We start from the raw sequence: 20,683 nt of genomic DNA, 5'->3' as shown, positions 1-20,683 counted from the left end.
GGGCTGATTGAGCGAGCTAGCACGTAGGGTGGATGTCGCTGTTTACATCCACCATTGCTCGCGCATCGAACTCCAGATAGCAAAACGCCCACCAAAATGGCGGGCGTTAGGCTGATAGAGCGAGCTAGAGCACCGCTAGATAAAGCCGATCAAAGTGCCTGATCCCACGGACGATCACCGTGCTGATCTTTGATCCGGGTCGGCAGGCCCATCACGTCCAGCAGCTTGAGGAATGGCTCAGCCGGCAGCTCTTCAACGTTGGCCATGCGCGCCACATCCCAATCGCCACGGGCAACCAGCAGCGCGGCGGCCACCGGCGGCACACCCGCGGTGTAGGAAATGCCCTGGCTGTCGGTCTCGACATAAGCGTCTTTGTGGTCGGCAACGTTGTAGATAAACAACTCAGCCGGCTTACCATCTTTGGTGCCTTTAACCAGGTCACCAATACAGGTCTTACCGCTGTAACCCGGCGCCAGCGAGGATGGATCAGGCAGCACAGCCTTGACCAGTTTAAGCGGCACGACTTCGAGGCCTTCGGCAGTTTTTACCGGCTGTTCGGACAACAGGCCGAGGTTTTTCAGTACGGTAAACACATTGATGTAATGCTCACCGAAGCTCATCCAGAAACGCACATTGGGTACGTTCAGGTGTTTGGACAGGGAATGCACTTCGTCATGCCCGGTCAGGTAGAGATTCTGTTCACCGACTACCGGCAGATCGTCAGTGCGTTTGACTTCAAACATGCTGTTGCTGGTCCACTGGCTGTTCTGCCAGCTCCAGACTTGGCCGGTGAATTCACGGAAATTGATTTCCGGATCGAAATTGGTGGCGAAGTACTTGCCGTGCGAACCGGCGTTGACGTCGAGGATGTCGATCGACTCGATGCTGTCGAAGTACTGTTGCTGCGCCAGGGCAGCATAGGCATTCACCACGCCTGGGTCGAAGCCGACACCGAGGATCGCAGTCACACCTTTATCCTGGCATTCGGCCAGGTGCTTCCACTCATAGTTACCGTACCAAGGCGGCGTTTCGCAGACCTTGCCCGGTTCTTCGTGAATGGCGGTGTCGAGGTAGGCAGCGCCGGTATCCATGCAGGCGCGCAGCACCGACATATTAAGGAAAGCCGAGCCGACGTTGATGACGATCTGCGATTCAGTCTCGCGGATCAGTGCTTTGGTTGCTTCGATATCCAGCGCATCCAGGGCATACGCCTGGATTTCGGCCGGCTGCTTCAAGCTGCCTTTAGCCTTTACGCTGTCGATGATGGCCTGGCATTTGGAGATGTTGCGCGACGCGATAGCAATCCGACCGAGTTCGTCGTTGTGCTGCGCGCACTTGTGGGCCACCACCTTGGCGACACCTCCTGCACCAATGATAAGAACGTTCTTTTTCAATTTCTTTATTTCTCCTTCAAGTGTTAGTTCGTAGGGCGGACGGCGTTTCATCCGTCCACCGCTCTGCGATCGCAATGGTGGACAAAAAGAGCGATGTCCACCCTACCGGTCAGCTGAGGCTCGACAGGTAATCGTCAAAACCAAACTCGCGAACCACCTCGACACTACCGTCGAGCTGCTTCACTACGATGGACGGCATTTTCAGGCCGTTGAACCAGTTTTTCTTGACCATGGTGTAACCCGCTGCGTCGATAAACGACAGACGATCGCCGATGGCCAGCGGACGATCGAATTGGTACTCGCCGAAGATATCACCCGCCAGGCACGACTTGCCGCACACCATGTAGGTGTACTCACCGTTGCAGGGTTCCATCTTGGCGTTGAGCCGGTAGATCAACAGATCGAGCATGTGCGCTTCGATGGAGCTGTCGACTACGGCCAGATGCTTGCCGTTGTAGAGGGTGTCGAGCACCGTGACTTCCAGCGAGGAACTCAGGGTGATTGCCGCCTCGCCGGGCTCTAGATAAACCTGCACGCCGAAGCGCTCGGAGAAGGCCTTGAGCCGCGCGCAGAACTGATCCAGCGGATAGTCGTCGCCAGTGAAGTGAATACCGCCACCGAGGCTGACCCACTCAACCTGCTGCAGCAGGTGACCGAAGCGCTCCTCGATGGTGGTCAGCATCTGGTCAAACAGCTCGAAGCTGCCGTTCTCACAGTTGTTGTGGAACATAAAGCCGCTGACTTTATCCATCACCGCGGCAATCTTTTCCGGGTCCCATTCGCCAAGACGGCTAAATGGTCGCGCCGGGTCGGCCAGCAGGTAATCGGAGCTGCTCACCTGCGGGTTAACGCGCAGGCCACGCACCTTGCCGGCGGACGCCTCGGCGAAGCGCTCTAGCTGGCCGATGGAGTTGAAGATGATCTTGTCGCAATTGGCGAGCATCTCGGGGATTTCGTCATCCGCCCAGGCCACGCTGTAGGCGTGGGTTTCACCGGCGAACTTCTGCCGACCGAGCTTGAGCTCGTACAGCGACGACGAGGTGGTGCCGTCCATGTACTGCTGCATCAGGTCGAACACCGACCAGGTGGCGAAGCACTTAAGCGCGAGTAGCGCCTTGGCGCCTGAATGCTCACGGACATAGGCGATCTTTTCCAGATTACCCAGCAGCTTTTGCTTGTCGATGAGGTAGTAAGGTGTCGTGATCATCTCGGTGCCTATGCAAGGTCGGCAGGCAGGCAATCAGCAGTGCTGACCCCTCCCCAAAAAGTGGGGGCGAATTGTGCCGACAACCGGCGCATATCGAAAGGGCAAGGGGGGTATTTCGTCGATTACCTGTCCACTATTGGCACATGCCGATAATCCCCGCCGAGCATGCAGCGGCGCCCACACGGCAAACAGGGTGCCGGCAGGCGATGACAGCGACATGACAAACGGCTAGGGCGCAGCCGATAACTGACACTCAAGACTTGGCCATGGCATGCAGTACAATCGGCACTTTTTCGCGCCAAGCCCACGCAGCGGATGCCCCGATGATTGATCCCAAGCGCGTACTGCGCGCCCTTGCTGAACACTGGACGTTACTCGAGCCGCTCTGTGAGCGCTTCGATACCGGCACCCTGAGCCTGGTGGAACTGCGCTTGCAGCTCAGCACCCAGCTGCCTGAAGGCACGCCAACCGATGTCACCGCCCTGCTCGACCAATGGATCCGCCTGGATATCCTGGTGCCGGTGGCCAAAAGCCCGAATCGCTTCGAGCTAAACGCGCAGATCCACGACTTCCTCGCCTACCTGCGCCGCGAGCATCGCCTGGGCCTGTGCCTGGAGATCGAAGCTTACTTGCGCCATTTGGAGCGCCTGGCCGGCTATATCAAAGATGCCTTTGAAGTCCGCGATGCCCCCGACCTGGCCCGCCAGCTGCGCCTGCTCGACATGCGCGTACGCGATGTACTAAAGAAGCTGGCCAACGACGAGCAAGCCCTGGTTGCCGTGGCCGAACGGGCCAAGACCAGCGACCGGCAGATTCCGCTGCGTCAGCGCTATGCCGAGGTGCTGGCCACCTGGGACGAATACGTCGAACCGATGATCCAGCTGGTGGCCGCCGACGGTGCCTTTGAGCAAGGCGTGTATCGCGTCGAGCACGTACTGCTGCGCCTGCTTGGCGAACAGCAGCGCCTCGGTCAACTGGTCGACGATGACCTGCTGCTGCGTACCCACGCACGCATTCTGGAAATGCAGACCACCGCCCAGCTGACCCTGCGCCGCGCCCGCGAACTGCTGCTGCCGCTGCGTGAAGAAGCGCGCCGGCACAACGCCGTAACCCGTGGCGCCGCCCTGGCACTGGCAGCAATCCGTAAAAAGGGTCTGGACGCCGTACCGCAGGCGTCCTTGCCGCTGCTCAGTCGCCCGCAAAGCACCTTTCTCGGCACCGCCTCGCAGGTTGAGGCTTACGTTTACGCCCTGGCTCGCTTCGAGCCCAAGCCGGCACAGTTCCCCAAAGCGCACAGCAGTCGCAAAGGCGAAACGCCACGCGCACCGCGTACCGCACGGGAAATGATCGAACGCTGCGAGCAGGCCCTGCCGCTGCCGGACCTGATGGTCTGGTTACTGGAGCAGGAACCCGAAGGCGCCACCGACGAATTGCTCTACTGGTTCTCGCGCCTCTCGCGCGACAGCCGCTTCCAGCGTGAGCGCCTTGAGCGCCGCGACTACCTCACCCGTGAGCATCAGGTCAGCCTGAGCTCCTTTGCCCTGATCAAGCCGGCCGGGACCACTAACGCATGAATATCGACCTGAAAGAACTGACCCAGCTCGCGCCGATCTTCCGCGAGTTGTTCAAGGGCTACCACATCAGCCGCAGCAACCCCGAGCTCTACACCCAGTTGGCCGGCCAGCAGGATGCCTACCGCGCCCTGTTCAAAGCCCTGGGCTATGAGCTGACCTGCGACAGCCGTGGCTTCTATTACTTCGTGCCCGAGCAAATGGGCGCGCAGGTCAATAAGACCGCTCAGCGCCTGGCGCTGTTCACCTTCATTCTGGTGGAACACCTGGCCGACCAAGGCCGCGACCCACTGGCCGTGCTCGACGGCGGCAGCCTCGGCCGCGATGAATTGCCGGCGCTACTGGAAAAATACCGCGACCTGTTTCTGCAGGCCGAAGTCACCAGCGTCGAAGAGCTGGAAGAAAAAATCATGCGCCGCCTGACTCAGCTCGGCTTTGCCAGCGAGGACAACGGCATCTACCGCTTCCTCGCGCCCATGCATCGCTTCCTTGATGTGTGCCTCTCGGTGCAGCAAGACCGCGACCTAGCCGCCACCCTGCACAGCAGCCTGCCGCTGCCGACGCCGGTGCTGCTGGATGAGGAAGTCGAAGACGAGATCATCAGCCTCAGCGAACCAGAGACTGACGAATCCGAAGAAGACGCCCTGGCCCGCGCCATGGCCGAAGAACGCGATGCCCAGGAGATCGACGCATGAGCCAGGAACGCTACGGCATCCGCCGCTTCGCCCTATTGAATACCGCTGGCTACAGCCTCGGTCTGTTCCCGCTGGAACACCCGCTGTCGGTGTACGGCGCCAACAACCTGGGTAAATCCGCCTCGATCAACGCGCTGCAGTTCCCGATTCTGGCGCGCATGTCCGATATGAGCTTCGGCAAGTACAGCCTGGAACAGTCGCGCAAGTTCTACTTCGCCAGCGACACCAGCTATATCCTCGTCGAAGTCGCCCTGCCCCACGGCCCCCATGTAATCGGCGTGGCCGGGCGCGGACCAGGCGGCGGCTTCGGTCACCAGTTCTTCGCCTACCAGGGCACTCTTGAGCTTGAGCACTACCAGAAGAACGGCACCTGCCTGCGCCAGCGCGAGCTGTTCAACAACCTTGAGCGCGAAGGCATCAAGGCCTACGAGCTGAAGCCTGATGAGCTGCGCCGCCTGCTGGTTGGCGGGCATACATCGATCCCGCTGGACCTGACCCTAATCCCGCTGCGGTCCACCAGCGAGCAGAGCCTGAAGACCTTCCGCGCACTGTTTATCAACCTGCTGCATATGCGCGAAATCACCGCTGCCAAGCTCAAGCAGCTGTTCCTTGATGCCTTCGAACACAGCCTGCGCTCGGGCAGCGTCGACTACATCGCCGCCACCGAGGAAGCCTTCCGTGACGTACGTCGCATGGAGCAGGACTACCAAGCGCTGGTCACTGCCGGCCCACTGATCGAAGCCCTGGCCGCCGGCGTCAACCAGCGCGAACTGCTGCGCGGCAAACTGCACCGCATCTCGCCCCTGCTCGACTCGCTGCTCGGCACCTGGCAGGACTACGCCGGCGCACGCCGCGAAGAGCTGGTGATCCAGGCCGAGCATTACCGCGGCGAGCAGGACGGCCTGCAGCAGGAACAACGCGGCGGCACCCAGGAGCTGATGCGCATGGAGCGCGAAATCAGCGAAATCCAACGCTGGCTCGGCGAGCTGTCGGTGCTGAAACACCGCTTCGCCCTGGTCACCGACGCCAAAGTGTTGGAAGAACAGCTGCTGGTCGCCAAGGATGCCCACGACGAACTCGCCGGCGCCCTGGCGCAGTCGCGGCAGTTCTCCGCCGAGGACCTGGACGAGCGCCTGCGTGATCTGGAAAAACGCCTGAAGTCGGTCAAGCAGCAGCTCGAACACGCCGACAACAACAGCTACTCAAGCCTGCGTGAAGAGTTCAGCCAGCAGGACGTTGACCGCCTGATGCGCCTGTTCAATGGCCAACTGTTCAGCCTGCCATTAGGCGAGAAAGGTATTCAGGTTGCCGAAGGCGATGCCTGGGTGAAATCCCTGGAAGCCATTCTCGACGGTTTTAAAGGCGAGCACTTCGAGGTGCCGGGCCTGTCCATCGACCTCTCGCATATCGAGCCACCGGCCTTGCAAGCCCTGGCCGACCGCGCCGCCCTACGCGACCAGAAGGATCGCCTCGACCGCGAATACAAACAGCTGAAAACCCAGCAGGCCGTCGCCGCCGACCGCGCCGCCAGCAAGGCCCAGGCCGAGCAGTTTTACCAAGCGGTGCTGGACGCGCAGAAAGCCCTGGAAGACTTCCGCAAAAGCCAGACCCTGGCCGTTGAAGAACCGCAGAAGCTTGAGCAGCTGGCCCAGCTGGAAGCCGCCCAGGACGAACTCAAGCGCGCCTCGGATGCCTTTACCGAGCGCGTGCAGCAGCTCTCCGCCAAGCTGCAACTGGTCGGCCGCCAACTCGCCGACCTGGAAGCCAAAGAGCGCACCCTGGAAGACGCCCTACGCCGCCGCCAGCTGCTCCCGGCCGACCTGCCCTTCGGCACACCGTTTACTGACCCCGTAGACGACAGCCTGGACAACCTGCTGCCGCTGCTCAATGACTACCAAGACGCCTGGCAAGGCCTGCAGCGCGTTGACGGTCAAATCGAGGCGCTGTACGCGCAAGTGCGCCTGAAGGGCGTGGCCAAGTTCGACAGCGAGGACGATGTTGAGCGCCGCCTGCATCTGTTGGTCAACGCTTACGCCCACCGCCAGGACGAAGCCATCACCCTGGCCAAGGCGCGCCGCGCGGCGGTGACCGACATTGCCCGCACCCTGCGCAACATACGGAGCGACTACGACAACCTGGAACACCAGTTGGCGCTGTTCAACCGCGAGATCAACAAGCGTCAGGTCTCCAACCTGGAAAGCTTCCGCATCGTCCTCGCGCCGAACAAGGACGCGCTCAAGCATATCGACCAGATCATCCACAGCGCCGGCCAGTATGAAGAAGGCGAAACCCTCTCGGTGTTCGACCTGCAACAAAGCAGCGATCAGGACAGCAAGAACGAAGAAGCCAAGGATTACCTGTCACGCCTGGTGGCCGCCAACCATAACCAGTTGGGTTTGAAGGACCTGTTCGAGCTGGCCTTCGAGATCACCAAGGTGCATGGCCAGCCGGTGATTCACACCGACATCGATGGTGCGGCCTCCAACGGCACCACCATGACCATTAAGGCGCTGACCAACATGTACCTGTTGCTGCACCTGATGGACCGCGACCAAGCCGGCAAGGTGCGTTTGCCTTACTACCTGGACGAAGCGGCGGATATCGACGAGAAGAACCAGCAGGCGTTGATCGAAACCAGCCTGCAACTGGGCTTCGTGCCAATCCTGGCCTCGGTAAAACCACAGGTTTCAGCCCACGTAGCCATCGACCTGGAGGGTGGCAGCGGGCCGAATGGCATCTATATCGACGAAGCGGATTGGAAATATATTCAGCGCCGCGACAGCGACAGCGACAGCGACAGCGACAGCGACAGCGACAGCGACAGCGACAAGGCTAACGTCGAGCCGACAAACGCAACAGCCGAACCGGCCTAACGCCTAGGGTGGGTGAGCGGCGCAGGCGCGCTTCGTCGATGTAACGAAGACGCCTGACGCCGCGTAACCCAACAAGCGGATGCACGTCAGGACACTCAAAAACCACAAGGGCCGCTATTGCGGCCCTTGTGGGTTATTGCTCCAGCGCTATCTTCGGCGCCCAGCGTAACCACTCCTCGTTCACCTCATCGTGCAGGGCAAAGGTCTGCCCTGGTCTTGCTGGACCACCCATCTGCGGGTTATCCGGCGAGGCGAAGGCGATACCGCCCTCCAGCAAAGCCTCCAGGGACTCAGTACGCACTTTCACACCGCTAAACAACCCAGCATCCACACCGATGCCGCTGGCGTTCCAGAAGCGACTCGCGCTGCGCACCAGCGGCGCATAACGTGGCTCGATCAGAACATGTATCAGCACCCGATCTGATGTCGGGCCTAGCTCGAAATGGGTCACTTTGCCCACCGGCACCTCACGATAGCTGACCACCACACCCGGCTTGATCGAGCCTCGGCGCGCCGCACTCAGCACCAACCGTAACCCCTGCTCACGGGCGTTCTGCGTCGGGGCAGATTCAGCAGCAGTGAAGTTGGTTTGTACCGCGCCGCTTTTATTCGCTGGACGCACCTCTAGGTATTGCCCGCTGACCAGGGTCTCCAGATTAGCCGCACGGGTCAGACTGACCTCCGGCTTGACCACCCAGAACTGTGTGCCTGCACGGGCAATCTGTTTAGTAGCCTGGGTTACACGGGCATACAGAATCACCGCCTGCAAATCATCCGTCAGCTCAATGCGCTCGACCTTGCCAACATCAAGTCCCTTGTAACGAATTGCCGTGCCCTCACTCAGGCCGTCACCACGGGGGACTCGTATGGTCAAGGCGACACCTTTCTCAAGGGCTGTGTCCTGGCTGCTATACAGGGCGAAACGCTGTATCCGCTTGCTACTCTTCGCGGCCTGCGGATTGGGTGTTTCAAACGCAATGCCGCCGGCGAGCAACGTCTGCAACGACTCGCTCTTGACCTCGACACCGGACAGCCCGCCTTTCAAGGTAATACCGCTGGCATTCCAGAAACGCGTGCTGCTGTTAACCAGGTGCGCATAGTCAGGCTCAATGTGCACGCCAAACGCCACTTGTTTGTTATCCCGTGACAGTTGGTAACTCTGCACTGAGCCGACTTTAAGCTGCTTGAACAGAATCGGGCTCCCAACCTCCAAAGAACCGCGCACGTCGCTAAACAGCACCAAATGCAAGCCAGGAGATGCCAGATCAAGGGGCGGCGCCTTGGCTCTCGCCACAAACTCACGCTGTGGCGCTGCGCCCTGCTCACCCGGACGAATTGCAATGTAATTGCCTTTGACGAGCGCTTCGAGCCCGGTAATACCGGCCAGGGATATGGATGGCTTGACCATCCAGAAGTCAGTGTCCTCGACCAGATAATCTTCGGTGCGCGGGTCGAGCATCAACTCAACCTGAGCGCCACTGAGATCATCATCAACCTTAAAGGTCTTCAGGTGGCCGACTTGAATGCCCTTGTACATGACAGGCGTACGCCCCGGCTCCAGCCCATCAAACTCATGCAGCTTCAGTGATACGCGAATGCCAGCCTGAGCACTGTCGAAATCCTCATAGAGACGAAATGGCAGGCTTGGGTCAGTCGGCGGACTGTCCTTGCGATGGTCGGGAGTAGCGAAGGCAATACCCCCTGCAACAATGCTCGCCAGCGACTCCGTGCGCACCTTTATGCCTGAGAGCCCAGCGTCGATGGATACACCGCTGGCATTCCAGAAGCGCGTATGTTTGCGCACCAGAGGCGCAAACTCTGGCTGGATGAAGATTTTCACCTCGATAAGATTCTGATCTTCAACCAAGGCATAACTCTTCACTCGCCCCACCTGAATCTGCTTGTAGAAAACCGGGCTGTCCCTATTCAACGAGCCAAGCCGGTCCGCCTTGAGGGTTAGGTGCAAACCCAGAACCGTATCAGCCAATGGCGGCGGCTCACTCAGCGCAGTGAATTCGCGCGTAGGCTCGCCATCGCCTGGACTCGCGGTGATGTAGTTACCCGAAACCAGGGTTTCCAGCCCGGTGATACCGGCCAACGAAACACTCGGTTTAACCAACCAGAAACGAGTATTGCTGCGCAGGTGCTGCTCAACGCGCTTGTCCATTTCAAGGGTCGCAAGCACTCCACGCTGTTCGCCGCTGTCATCCAATTGCAAAGCTGTGACCTTGCCAATCGGCATGCCCTTGAAGATCACCTCTGTTTTGCCCGGCTGAATGCCATCACCACTGTCGAACATCACCTCGATCTCGATACCGGCTTCGTTATAGGCGCGCCACCCCAGCCAGCCGCCAATCAGCAGAGCAATGAGCGGCAATACCCAAATAGCCGACCAGTTTGAAGCGGGGCGTGTCTTAGCCAACGGCAAGTCATTCATGGTCGTCATCCGAATCCGTGTTGTCCCATATCAAGCGAGGGTCAAAAGTTAAAGCGGCCAACATGGTCAGCACCACCACACTGGCAAAAGCCATAGCCCCATAGCCAGGGACAATACTGGCTAAGCTGCCAAAATTGACAAGCGCCACCAGAATCGCGATGACGAAGATATCCAGCATCGACCAACGTCCAATCCACTCGATAAAGCGGTACATCAACACCCGCTGGCGTGGCGACATCGGTTGATGCCGCTGCACCGAATACAGCAGCAAAGCGATCCCAACCAACTTGAAGGTAGGCACCAGAATGCTGGCGACAAAGACCACCGCAGCAATGGGCAGCATGCCGTAGTTCACCAATTCGATAACACCCGACATGATCGTATCTGACTGCCCCTTGCCTAGTGAGTTGACCGTCATGATGGGCAGCAGATTAGCCGGGATATACAGCACCGCGGCTGTCAGCAGCAAAGCCCAGGTACGCGTCAAACTATTGGGTTGGCGCGCATGCACGAGCCCACCACAACGCGAGCAAAACTGTTTGCCTTGCTCAGTCTGTATTGGGTTGAGCTGATGGCATTCGTGGCAAATCAGTAACCCAGCATCAATCGCCCGCATGCTCATCCTCCCCCGATAGAGCGTCCCAGATTTGATGCGGCGACATGGTCACCTCAAGCCAGACCTGGACCAGTAACAACGCAACAAAGCACATTAGCCCGAGACCAATACTCAGCTCAGCAAGATCGACCAGCTTAACAATGGCCACCAGAATGCCCATCAGGTAAACCTCGAGCATGCCCCACTCGCGCATATGGTGATAAATGCGATAGAGCAATAAACCATAGCTGCGCCCGATATCCAGGCGGATGCTCAACAGCACCGCAAACTGACAGAGTAGCTTGAGCAGCGGCACAGCCATACTGCAGAGGAACACCACCACCGCAACACTCTGCATACCGTTGTTATAAAGGCCGAGAACACCGCTCCAAACCGTGTCATTCGAAGCCTGTCCCAACAAGTTGAGTTGCATAATCGGCAGAAAATTAGCTGGGATATATAACAGTAAAGCCGCAATCACCAACGCCATGCTGCGGCGTATAACCTGAGTACGCCGGGTGAACAACTCACACCCACAGCGTGGGCACTCAACTCGCTCACCAGCGCAAGCCTGGGGCCTGCGCAGCAACAGATCGCACTCATGGCAGGCAATAAGCTGATTAAGCTCAAGCCCGGAAAGTATTTCAGAGGATGCCGGATCGGCCATGAAAATGACTCTGATGAAGGTGCGTTAAAGCACCAAAGCTACGCACAGTTTGGTTGCCTATCAAGGCTTGGCAGCGCGGCTTATATTTTCGGCGCACAAAGTAAAACCCCCGACCAGTTTCCTGATCGGGGGTTTTGGTATAGGTGCTTGACGATGACCTACTCTCACATGGGGAAACCCCACACTACCATCGGCGATGCATCGTTTCACTACTGAGTTCGGGATGGGATCAGGTGGTTCCAATGCTCTATGGTCGTCAAGCGATTCAGCTGGAGTATCGTCGTTAGACGCTGCTCCGAATTGGGTATGTGATAAAGGTAGCTGTGTTCTTACAAATTTTCGGCTGTTGCAGTCTTCATAGAGACACACAAACATCAAATTGTTTGGGTGTTATATGGTCAAGCCTCACGGGCAATTAGTATTGGTTAGCTCAACGCCTCACAGCGCTTACACACCCAACCTATCAACGTCGTAGTCTTCGACGGCCCTTTAGGGAACTCAAGGTTCCAGTGAGATCTCATCTCAAGGCAAGTTTCCCGCTTAGATGCTTTCAGCGGTTATCTTTTCCGAACATAGCTACCCGGCAATGCCACTGGCGTGACAACCGGAACACCAGAGGTTCGTCCACTCCGGTCCTCTCGTACTAGGAGCAGCCCCTTTCAAATCTCAAACGTCCACGGCAGATAGGGACCGAACTGTCTCACGACGTTCTAAACCCAGCTCGCGTACCACTTTAAATGGCGAACAGCCATACCCTTGGGACCGGCTTCAGCCCCAGGATGTGATGAGCCGACATCGAGGTGCCAAACACCGCCGTCGATATGAACTCTTGGGCGGTATCAGCCTGTTATCCCCGGAGTACCTTTTATCCGTTGAGCGATGGCCCTTCCATACAGAACCACCGGATCACTAAGACCTACTTTCGTACCTGCTCGACGTGTCTGTCTCGCAGTCAAGCGCGCTTTTGCCTTTATACTCTACGACCGATTTCCGACCGGTCTGAGCGCACCTTCGTACTCCTCCGTTACTCTTTAGGAGGAGACCGCCCCAGTCAAACTACCCACCATACACTGTCCTCGATCCGGATAACGGACCAGAGTTAGAACCTCAAGGTTGCCAGGGTGGTATTTCAAGGTTGGCTCCACGCGAACTGGCGTCCACGCTTCAAAGCCTCCCACCTATCCTACACAAGCAAACTCAAAGTCCAGTGCAAAGCTATAGTAAAGGTTCACGGGGTCTTTCCGTCTAGCCGCGGATACACTGCATCTTCACAGCGATTTCAATTTCACTGAGTCTCGGGTGGAGACAGCGCCGCCATCGTTACGCCATTCGTGCAGGTCGGAACTTACCCGACAAGGAATTTCGCTACCTTAGGACCGTTATAGTTACGGCCGCCGTTTACCGGGGCTTCGATCAAGAGCTTCGCGTTAGCTAACCCCATCAATTAACCTTCCGGCACCGGGCAGGCGTCACACCCTATACGTCCACTTTCGTGTTTGCAGAGTGCTGTGTTTTTAATAAACAGTCGCAGCGGCCTGGTATCTTCGACCGGCATGGGCTTACGCAGTAAATGCTTCACCCTCACCGGCGCACCTTCTCCCGAAGTTACGGTGCCATTTTGCCTAGTTCCTTCACCCGAGTTCTCTCAAGCGCCTTGGTATTCTCTACCTAACCACCTGTGTCGGTTTGGGGTACGGTTCCTAATTACCTGAAGCTTAGAAGCTTTTCCTGGAAGCATGGCATCAACCACTTCGTCATCTAAAAGATAACTCGTCATCAGTTCTCGGCCTTGAACGCCCGGATTTACCTAAGCATTCAGCCTACCACCTTAAACACGGACAACCAACGCCGTGCTGGCCTAGCCTTCTCCGTCCCTCCATCGCAGTAATTAGAAGTACGGGAATATTAACCCGTTTCCCATCGATTACGCATTTCTGCCTCACCTTAGGGGCCGACTCACCCTGCGTCGATTAACGTTGCGCAGGAAACCTTGGTCTTTCGGCGTGGGAGTTTTTCACTCCCATTGTCGTTACTCATGTCAGCATTCGCACTTCTGATACCTCCAGCAAGCTTCTCAACTCACCTTCACAGGCTTACAGAACGCTCCTCTACCGCTCATCCTAAGATGAACCCGTAGCTTCGGTGTATGGTTTGAGCCCCGTTACATCTTCCGCGCAGGCCGACTCGACTAGTGAGCTATTACGCTTTCTTTAAAAGATGGCTGCTTCTAAGCCAACTTCCTAGCTGTCTAAGCCTTCCCACATCGTTTCCCACTTAACCATAACTTTGGGACCTTAGCTGACGGTCTGGGTTGTTTCCCTTTTCACGACGGACGTTAGCACCCGCCGTGTGTCTCCCGTGCTGACACTTGTTGGTATTCGGAGTTTGCATCGGTTTGGTAAGTCGGGATGACCCCCTAGCCGAAACAGTGCTCTACCCCCAACAGTGATACACGAGGCGCTACCTAAATAGCTTTCGAGGAGAACCAGCTATCTCCGAGCTTGATTAGCCTTTCACTCCGATCCACAGGTCATCCGCTAACTTTTCAACGGTAGTCGGTTCGGTCCTCCAGTTAGTGTTACCCAACCTTCAACCTGCCCATGGATAGATCGCCCGGTTTCGGGTCTATACCCAGCGACTGTCGCCCTATTAAGACTCGCTTTCGCTACGCCTCCCCTATTCGGTTAAGCTCGCCACTGAATATAAGTCGCTGACCCATTATACAAAAGGTACGCAGTCACCCAACAAAGTGGGCTCCCACTGCTTGTACGCATACGGTTTCAGGATCTATTTCACTCCCCTCTCCGGGGTTCTTTTCGCCTTTCCCTCACGGTACTAGTTCACTATCGGTCAGTCAGTAGTATTTAGCCTTGGAGGATGGTCCCCCCATATTCAGACAAAGTTTCTCGTGCTCCGTCCTACTCGATTTCATTGATAAGAGATTTTCGTGTACGGGGCTATCACCCACTACGGCGGCACTTTCCAGAGCCTTCCACTAATCTCAAATCAACTTAAGGGCTAGTCCCCGTTCGCTCGCCACTACTAAGGGAATCTCGGTTGATTTCTATTCCTCAGGGTACTTAGATGTTTCAGTTCCCCTGGTTCGCCTCACACACCTATGTATTTAGTGTGTGATAACCAGCTTATGCTGGCTGGGTTCCCCCATTCAGAGATCTCCGGATCAAAGTCTGTTTGCCGACTCCCCGGAGCTTATCGCAGGCTACAACGTCTTTCATCGCCTCTGACTGCCAAGGCATCCACCGTATGCGCTTCTTCACTTGACCATATAACCCCAAGCAATCTGGTTATTGTCTCTAACGTGAAGACGACATTCGCCGAAAATTTGCAATTGAGAACTACAAATTTTACCTTGACCAAATTAATTACCAGTGAAAGTAATTAATCAGTCACTTCTATCACATACCCAAATTTTTAAAGAACGATTTTCTTACTGGTCAAAGACCAGAAATCAACATTCATCTGCTGTTAGCAGGAACGTTCATTTCTGAACTCTTACTATGCTGTATATGGTGGAGCCAAGCGGGATCGAACCGCTGACCTCCTGCGTGCAAGGCAGGCGCTCTCCCAGCTGAGCTATGGCCCCATATTCGTACAAGGCCAAACCCCACAACAATTGGTGGGTCTGGGCAGATTCGAACTGCCGACCTCACCCTTATCAGGGGTGCGCTCTAACCAACTGAGCTACAGACCCAATCGTCTTTTTCAATGAATCAAGCAATTCGTGTGGGAACTTATGAAGAAGCTGAAGTCTTCGATTAAGGAGGTGATCCAGCCGCAGGTTCCCCTACGGCTACCTTGTTACGACTTCACCCCAGTCATGAATCACACCGTGGTAACCGTCCTCCCGAGGGTTAGACTAGCTACTTCTGGTGCAACCCACTCCCATGGTGTGACGGGCGGTGTGTACAAGGCCCGGGAACGTATTCACCGTGACATTCTGATTCACGATTACTAGCGATTCCGACTTCACGCAGTCGAGTTGCAGACTGCGATCCGGACTACGATCGGTTTTATGGGATTAGCTCCACCTCGCGGCTTGGCAACCCTTTGTACCGACCATTGTAGCACGTGTGTAGCCCTGGCCGTAAGGGCCATGATGACTTGACGTCATCCCCACCTTCCTCCGGTTTGTCACCGGCAGTCTCCTTAGAGTTCCCACCATTACGTGCTGGTAACTAAGGACAAGGGTTGCGCTCGTTACGGGACTTAACCCAACATCTCACGACACGAGCTGACGACAGCCATGCAGCACCTGTGTCTGAGTTCCCGAAGGCACCAATCTATCTCTAGAAAGTTCTCAGCATGTCAAGGCCAGGTAAGGTTCTTCGCGTTGCTTCGAATTAAACCACATGCTCCACCGCTTGTGCGGGCCCCCGTCAATTCATTTGAGTTTTAACCTTGCGGCCGTACTCCCCAGGCGGTCAACTTAATGCGTTAGCTGCGCCACTAAGAGTTCAAGACTCCCAACGGCTAGTTGACATCGTTTACGGCGTGGACTACCAGGGTATCTAATCCTGTTTGCTCCCCACGCTTTCGCACCTCAGTGTCAGTACCAGTCCAGGTAGTCGCCTTCGCCACTGGTGTTCCTTCCTATATCTACGCATTTCACCGCTACACAGGAAATTCCACTACCCTCTACCGTACTCTAGCTCAGCAGTTTTGGATGCAGTTCCCAGGTTGAGCCCGGGGATTTCACATCCAACTTACTGAACCACCTACGCGCGCTTTACGCCCAGTAATTCCGATTAACGCTTGCACCCTTCGTATTACCGCGGCTGCTGGCACGAAGTTAGCCGGTGCTTATTCTGTCGGTAACGTCAAAGTAGCAACGTATTAAGTTACTACCCTTCCTCCCAACTTAAAGTGCTTTACAATCCGAAGACCTTCTTCACACACGCGGCATGGCTGGATCAGGCTTTCGCCCATTGTCCAATATTCCCCACTGCTGCCTCCCGTAGGAGTCTGGACCGTGTCTCAGTTCCAGTGTGACTGATCATCCTCTCAGACCAGTTACGGATCGTAGCCTTGGTGAGCCATTACCTCACCAACTAGCTAATCCGACCTAGGCTCATCTAATGGCGCGAGGCCCGAAGGTCCCCCGCTTTCTCCCGTAGGACGTATGCGGTATTAGCGTCCGTTTCCGAACGTTATCCCCCACCACTAGGCAGATTCCTAGGCATTACTCACCCGTCCGCCGCTCTCAAGAGAAGCAAGCTTCTCTCTACCGCTCGACTTGCATGTGTTAGGCCTGCCGCCAGCGTTCAATCTGAGCCATGATCAAACTCTTCAGTTCAATACTGCTTGGGTTTTGAGAAAACCCTAAACCTAGCTCAGCAATCGTTGGTTACATCTTTGATTTCTCGCGGAGTAACTTGTGATGCTGATAATCTTGCGACTAGCAGTCTTACCTCACAAGCACCCACACGAATTGCTTGATTCAGTTGTTAAAGAGCGGTGGTTAAGTCTTTCGTCTCAACCGAGGCGCGAATTCTACAGCAGCCTCTTGTTTAGTCAAGCTGTTTTTCGAAGATTTCTCTTTCTAGTCAACGACTTGCATTACATCTCTAGGTAGTAGTTTTGATCGCTCAAAACTTCATGCCTGTACTAATAGTAAAACCCCCGACCAGTTTCCTGATCGGGGGTTTTGGTATAGGTGCTTGACGATGACCTACTCTCACATGGGGAAACCCCACACTACCATCGGCGATGCATCGTTTCACTACTGAGTTCGGGATGGGATCAGGTGGTTCCAATGCTCTATGGTCGTCAAGCGATTCAGCTGGAGTATCGTCGTTAGACGCTGCTCCGAATTGGGTATGTGATAAAGGTAGCTGTGTTCTTACAAATTTTCGGCTGTTGCAGTCTTCATAGAGACACACAAACATCAAATTGTTTGGGTGTTATATGGTCAAGCCTCACGGGCAATTAGTATTGGTTAGCTCAACGCCTCACAGCGCTTACACACCCAACCTATCAACGTCGTAGTCTTCGACGGCCCTTTAGGGAACTCAAGGTTCCAGTGAGATCTCATCTCAAGGCAAGTTTCCCGCTTAGATGCTTTCAGCGGTTATCTTTTCCGAACATAGCTACCCGGCAATGCCACTGGCGTGACAACCGGAACACCAGAGGTTCGTCCACTCCGGTCCTCTCGTACTAGGAGCAGCCCCTTTCAAATCTCAAACGTCCACGGCAGATAGGGACCGAACTGTCTCACGACGTTCTAAACCCAGCTCGCGTACCACTTTAAATGGCGAACAGCCATACCCTTGGGACCGGCTTCAGCCCCAGGATGTGATGAGCCGACATCGAGGTGCCAAACACCGCCGTCGATATGAACTCTTGGGCGGTATCAGCCTGTTATCCCCGGAGTACCTTTTATCCGTTGAGCGATGGCCCTTCCATACAGAACCACCGGATCACTAAGACCTACTTTCGTACCTGCTCGACGTGTCTGTCTCGCAGTCAAGCGCGCTTTTGCCTTTATACTCTACGACCGATTTCCGACCGGTCTGAGCGCACCTTCGTACTCCTCCGTTACTCTTTAGGAGGAGACCGCCCCAGTCAAACTACCCACCATACACTGTCCTCGATCCGGATAACGGACCAGAGTTAGAACCTCAAGGTTGCCAGGGTGGTATTTCAAGGTTGGCTCCACGCGAACTGGCGTCCACGCTTCAAAGCCTCCCACCTATCCTACACAAGCAAACTCAAAGTCCAGTGCAAAGCTATAGTAAAGGTTCACGGGGTCTTTCCGTCTAGCCGCGGATACACTGCATCTTCACAGCGATTTCAATTTCACTGAGTCTCGGGTGGAGACAGCGCCGCCATCGTTACGCCATTCGTGCAGGTCGGAACTTACCCGACAAGGAATTTCGCTACCTTAGGACCGTTATAGTTACGGCCGCCGTTTACCGGGGCTTCGATCAAGAGCTTCGCGTTAGCTAACCCCATCAATTAACCTTCCGGCACCGGGCAGGCGTCACACCCTATACGTCCACTTTCGTGTTTGCAGAGTGCTGTGTTTTTAATAAACAGTCGCAGCGGCCTGGTATCTTCGACCGGCATGGGCTTACGCAGTAAATGCTTCACCCTCACCGGCGCACCTTCTCCCGAAGTTACGGTGCCATTTTGCCTAGTTCCTTCACCCGAGTTCTCTCAAGCGCCTTGGTATTCTCTACCTAACCACCTGTGTCGGTTTGGGGTACGGTTCCTAATTACCTGAAGCTTAGAAGCTTTTCCTGGAAGCATGGCATCAACCACTTCGTCATCTAAAAGATAACTCGTCATCAGTTCTCGGCCTTGAACGCCCGGATTTACCTAAGCATTCAGCCTACCACCTTAAACACGGACAACCAACGCCGTGCTGGCCTAGCCTTCTCCGTCCCTCCATCGCAGTAATTAGAAGTACGGGAATATTAACCCGTTTCCCATCGATTACGCATTTCTGCCTCACCTTAGGGGCCGACTCACCCTGCGTCGATTAACGTTGCGCAGGAAACCTTGGTCTTTCGGCGTGGGAGTTTTTCACTCCCATTGTCGTTACTCATGTCAGCATTCGCACTTCTGATACCTCCAGCAAGCTTCTCAACTCACCTTCACAGGCTTACAGAACGCTCCTCTACCGCTCATCCTAAGATGAACCCGTAGTATGGTTTGAGCCCCGTTACATCTTCCGCGCAGGCCGACTCGACTAGTGAGCTATTACGCTTTCTTTAAAAGATGGCTGCTTCTAAGCCAACTTCCTAGCTGTCTAAGCCTTCCCACATCGTTTCCCACTTAACCATAACTTTGGGACCTTAGCTGACGGTCTGGGTTGTTTCCCTTTTCACGACGGACGTTAGCACCCGCCGTGTGTCTCCCGTGCTGACACTTGTTGGTATTCGGAGTTTGCATCGGTTTGGTAAGTCGGGATGACCCCCTAGCCGAAACAGTGCTCTACCCCCAACAGTGATACACGAGGCGCTACCTAAATAGCTTTCGAGGAGAACCAGCTATCTCCGAGCTTGATTAGCCTTTCACTCCGATCCACAGGTCATCCGCTAACTTTTCAACGGTAGTCGGTTCGGTCCTCCAGTTAGTGTTACCCAACCTTCAACCTGCCCATGGATAGATCGCCCGGTTTCGGGTCTATACCCAGCGACTGTCGCCCTATTAAGACTCGCTTTCGCTACGCCTCCCCTATTCGGTTAAGCTCGCCACTGAATATAAGTCGCTGACCCATTATACAAAAGGTACGCAGTCACCCAACAAAGTGGGCTCCCACTGCTTGTACGCATACGGTTTCAGGATCTATTTCACTCCCCTCTCCGGGGTTCTTTTCGCCTTTCCCTCACGGTACTAGTTCACTATCGGTCAGTCAGTAGTATTTAGCCTTGGAGGATGGTCCCCCCATATTCAGACAAAGTTTCTCGTGCTCCGTCCTACTCGATTTCATTGATAAGAGATTTTCGTGTACGGGGCTATCACCCACTACGGCGGCACTTTCCAGAGCCTTCCACTAATCTCAAATCAACTTAAGGGCTAGTCCCCGTTCGCTCGCCACTACTAAGGGAATCTCGGTTGATTTCTATTCCTCAGGGTACTTAGATGTTTCAGTTCCCCTGGTTCGCCTCACACACCTATGTATTTAGTGTGTGATAACCAGCTTATGCTGGCTGGGTTCCCCCATTCAGAGATCTCCGGATCAAAGTCTGTTTGCCGACTCCCCGGAGCTTATCGCAGGCTACAACGTCTTTCATCGCCTCTGACTGCCAAGGCATCCACCGTATGCGCTTCTTCACTTGACCATATAACCCCAAGCAATCTGGTTATTGTCTCTAACGTGAAGACGACATTCGCCGAAAATTTGCAATTGAGAACTACAAATTTTACCTTGACCAAATTAATTACCAGTGAAAGTAATTAATCAGTCACTTCTATCACATACCCAAATTTTTAAAGAACGATTTTCTTACTGGTCAAAGACCAGAAATCAACATTCATCTGCTGTTAGCAGGAACGTTCATTTCTGAACTCTTACTATGCTGTATATGGTGGAGCCAAGCGGGATCGAACCGCTGACCTCCTGCGTGCAAGGCAGGCGCTCTCCCAGCTGAGCTATGGCCCCATATTCGTACAAGGCCAAACCCCACAACAATTGGTGGGTCTGGGCAGATTCGAACTGCCGACCTCACCCTTATCAGGGGTGCGCTCTAACCAACTGAGCTACAGACCCAATCGTCTT

General features: G+C 55.5%; 8 protein-coding genes, 4 tRNA genes and 5 rRNA genes. 3 read left to right on the top strand and 14 right to left on the bottom strand.

The genetic code is table 11. The features are described 5' to 3' along the window. Nucleotides 1-149 precede the first annotated feature (149 nt). Together ACEPAJ_RS06055 and ACEPAJ_RS06050 are read right to left on the bottom strand one after the other, a co-directional pair. Complete coding sequence (locus ACEPAJ_RS06055) at nucleotides 150-1,394, bottom strand: saccharopine dehydrogenase family protein (protein WP_425914131.1); 1,245 nt, start codon at nucleotides 1,392-1,394, stop codon at nucleotides 150-152. A gap of 109 nt (nucleotides 1,395-1,503) precedes the next feature. After that, nucleotides 1,504-2,601, bottom strand: coding sequence for a carboxynorspermidine decarboxylase (locus tag ACEPAJ_RS06050; protein WP_425914130.1), 1,098 nt, complete (start codon nucleotides 2,599-2,601; stop codon nucleotides 1,504-1,506). A 323-nt stretch (nucleotides 2,602-2,924) separates the two neighbouring features. Between ACEPAJ_RS06050 and mksB the strand changes: the two genes are divergently transcribed. The 3 genes from mksB to mksF are packed head-to-tail and all read left to right on the top strand — an operon-like array spanning nucleotide 2,925 to nucleotide 7,740. Beyond that, nucleotides 2,925-4,175 carry an Mks condensin complex protein MksB gene (gene mksB, locus ACEPAJ_RS06045; RefSeq protein WP_425914128.1) on the top strand — a complete coding sequence of 417 codons (1,251 nt, stop codon included), beginning with the start codon at nucleotides 2,925-2,927 and terminating at the stop codon, nucleotides 4,173-4,175. Further along, nucleotides 4,172-4,867, top strand: a complete 696-nt coding sequence (mksE, locus tag ACEPAJ_RS06040) for an Mks condensin complex protein MksE (protein ID WP_425914126.1) — start codon at nucleotides 4,172-4,174, stop codon at nucleotides 4,865-4,867. Before mksB ends, mksE begins: the two co-directional genes overlap by 4 nt. Continuing rightward, a complete protein-coding gene (gene mksF, locus ACEPAJ_RS06035) occupies nucleotides 4,864-7,740 on the top strand; it encodes an Mks condensin complex protein MksF (protein WP_425914124.1) in 2,877 nt (958 codons plus the stop codon). The genes mksE and mksF overlap by 4 nt, the downstream gene beginning before the upstream one ends. A gap of 133 nt (nucleotides 7,741-7,873) precedes the next feature. Here the strand turns inward: mksF and ACEPAJ_RS06030 are convergent, their stop codons facing one another. The 12 genes from ACEPAJ_RS06030 to ACEPAJ_RS05975 all read right to left on the bottom strand — a co-directional run bounded on the left by ACEPAJ_RS06030 (nucleotide 7,874) and on the right by ACEPAJ_RS05975 (nucleotide 20,674). Then, nucleotides 7,874-10,177 carry an MlaD family protein gene (locus ACEPAJ_RS06030; RefSeq protein ID WP_425914122.1) on the bottom strand — a complete coding sequence of 768 codons (2,304 nt, stop codon included), beginning with the start codon at nucleotides 10,175-10,177 and terminating at the stop codon, nucleotides 7,874-7,876. Then, on the bottom strand, nucleotides 10,170-10,793 hold the full coding sequence (locus tag ACEPAJ_RS06025; RefSeq protein ID WP_425914120.1) for a paraquat-inducible protein A: 624 nt from the start codon (nucleotides 10,791-10,793) through the stop codon (nucleotides 10,170-10,172). The genes ACEPAJ_RS06030 and ACEPAJ_RS06025 overlap by 8 nt, the downstream gene beginning before the upstream one ends. Next, complete coding sequence (locus ACEPAJ_RS06020; RefSeq protein ID WP_425914118.1) at nucleotides 10,780-11,439, bottom strand: paraquat-inducible protein A; 660 nt, start codon at nucleotides 11,437-11,439, stop codon at nucleotides 10,780-10,782. Before ACEPAJ_RS06020 ends, ACEPAJ_RS06025 begins: the two co-directional genes overlap by 14 nt. Before the next feature lie 145 nt (nucleotides 11,440-11,584). Further along, nucleotides 11,585-11,700, bottom strand: a 5S ribosomal RNA gene (gene rrf, locus ACEPAJ_RS06015). A gap of 133 nt (nucleotides 11,701-11,833) precedes the next feature. Next, nucleotides 11,834-14,723: ribosomal RNA gene (locus ACEPAJ_RS06010) — 23S ribosomal RNA — on the bottom strand. 244 nt (nucleotides 14,724-14,967) lie between these two features. Continuing rightward, nucleotides 14,968-15,043 (bottom strand) — tRNA-Ala (locus ACEPAJ_RS06005). A 31-nt stretch (nucleotides 15,044-15,074) separates the two neighbouring features. Then, nucleotides 15,075-15,151 (bottom strand) — tRNA-Ile (locus tag ACEPAJ_RS06000). 65 nt (nucleotides 15,152-15,216) lie between these two features. Next, nucleotides 15,217-16,753 (bottom strand): 16S ribosomal RNA (locus ACEPAJ_RS05995). Nucleotides 16,754-17,115: 362 nt separating this feature from the next. After that, nucleotides 17,116-17,231: ribosomal RNA gene (gene rrf, locus ACEPAJ_RS05990) — 5S ribosomal RNA — on the bottom strand. A gap of 133 nt (nucleotides 17,232-17,364) precedes the next feature. Continuing rightward, nucleotides 17,365-20,246 (bottom strand): 23S ribosomal RNA (locus tag ACEPAJ_RS05985). The 16S, 23S and 5S rRNA genes sit together here with 4 tRNA genes alongside, the layout of an rRNA operon. Nucleotides 20,247-20,490: 244 nt before the next feature. Continuing rightward, nucleotides 20,491-20,566: transfer RNA gene (locus ACEPAJ_RS05980), tRNA-Ala, on the bottom strand. A 31-nt stretch (nucleotides 20,567-20,597) separates the two neighbouring features. Beyond that, nucleotides 20,598-20,674 (bottom strand) — tRNA-Ile (locus ACEPAJ_RS05975). Nucleotides 20,675-20,683: the final 9 nt, after the last annotated feature.

Source organism: Pseudomonas sp. GWSMS-1 (assembly GCF_049847425.1).
Taxonomy (GTDB): domain Bacteria; phylum Pseudomonadota; class Gammaproteobacteria; order Pseudomonadales; family Pseudomonadaceae; genus Aquipseudomonas.
Note: the sequence above shows the minus strand (reverse complement) of the source record. Positions and strands in the feature narration are given on the sequence as shown.

Excerpts from the sequence above, each read along its gene's own strand:
- mksE (WP_425914126.1), top strand. The coding sequence starts at position 4,172 with ATGAATATCGACCTGAAAGAACTGACCCAGCTCGCGCCGATCTTCCGC.
- ACEPAJ_RS06050 (WP_425914130.1), bottom strand. The coding sequence starts at position 2,601 with ATGATCACGACACCTTACTACCTCATCGACAAGCAAAAGCTGCTGGGT.
- mksF (WP_425914124.1), top strand. The coding sequence starts at position 4,864 with ATGAGCCAGGAACGCTACGGCATCCGCCGCTTCGCCCTATTGAATACC.
- mksB (WP_425914128.1), top strand. The coding sequence starts at position 2,925 with ATGATTGATCCCAAGCGCGTACTGCGCGCCCTTGCTGAACACTGGACG.
- ACEPAJ_RS06020 (WP_425914118.1), bottom strand. The coding sequence starts at position 11,439 with ATGGCCGATCCGGCATCCTCTGAAATACTTTCCGGGCTTGAGCTTAAT.
- ACEPAJ_RS06025 (WP_425914120.1), bottom strand. The coding sequence starts at position 10,793 with ATGCGGGCGATTGATGCTGGGTTACTGATTTGCCACGAATGCCATCAG.
- ACEPAJ_RS06030 (WP_425914122.1), bottom strand. The coding sequence starts at position 10,177 with ATGAATGACTTGCCGTTGGCTAAGACACGCCCCGCTTCAAACTGGTCG.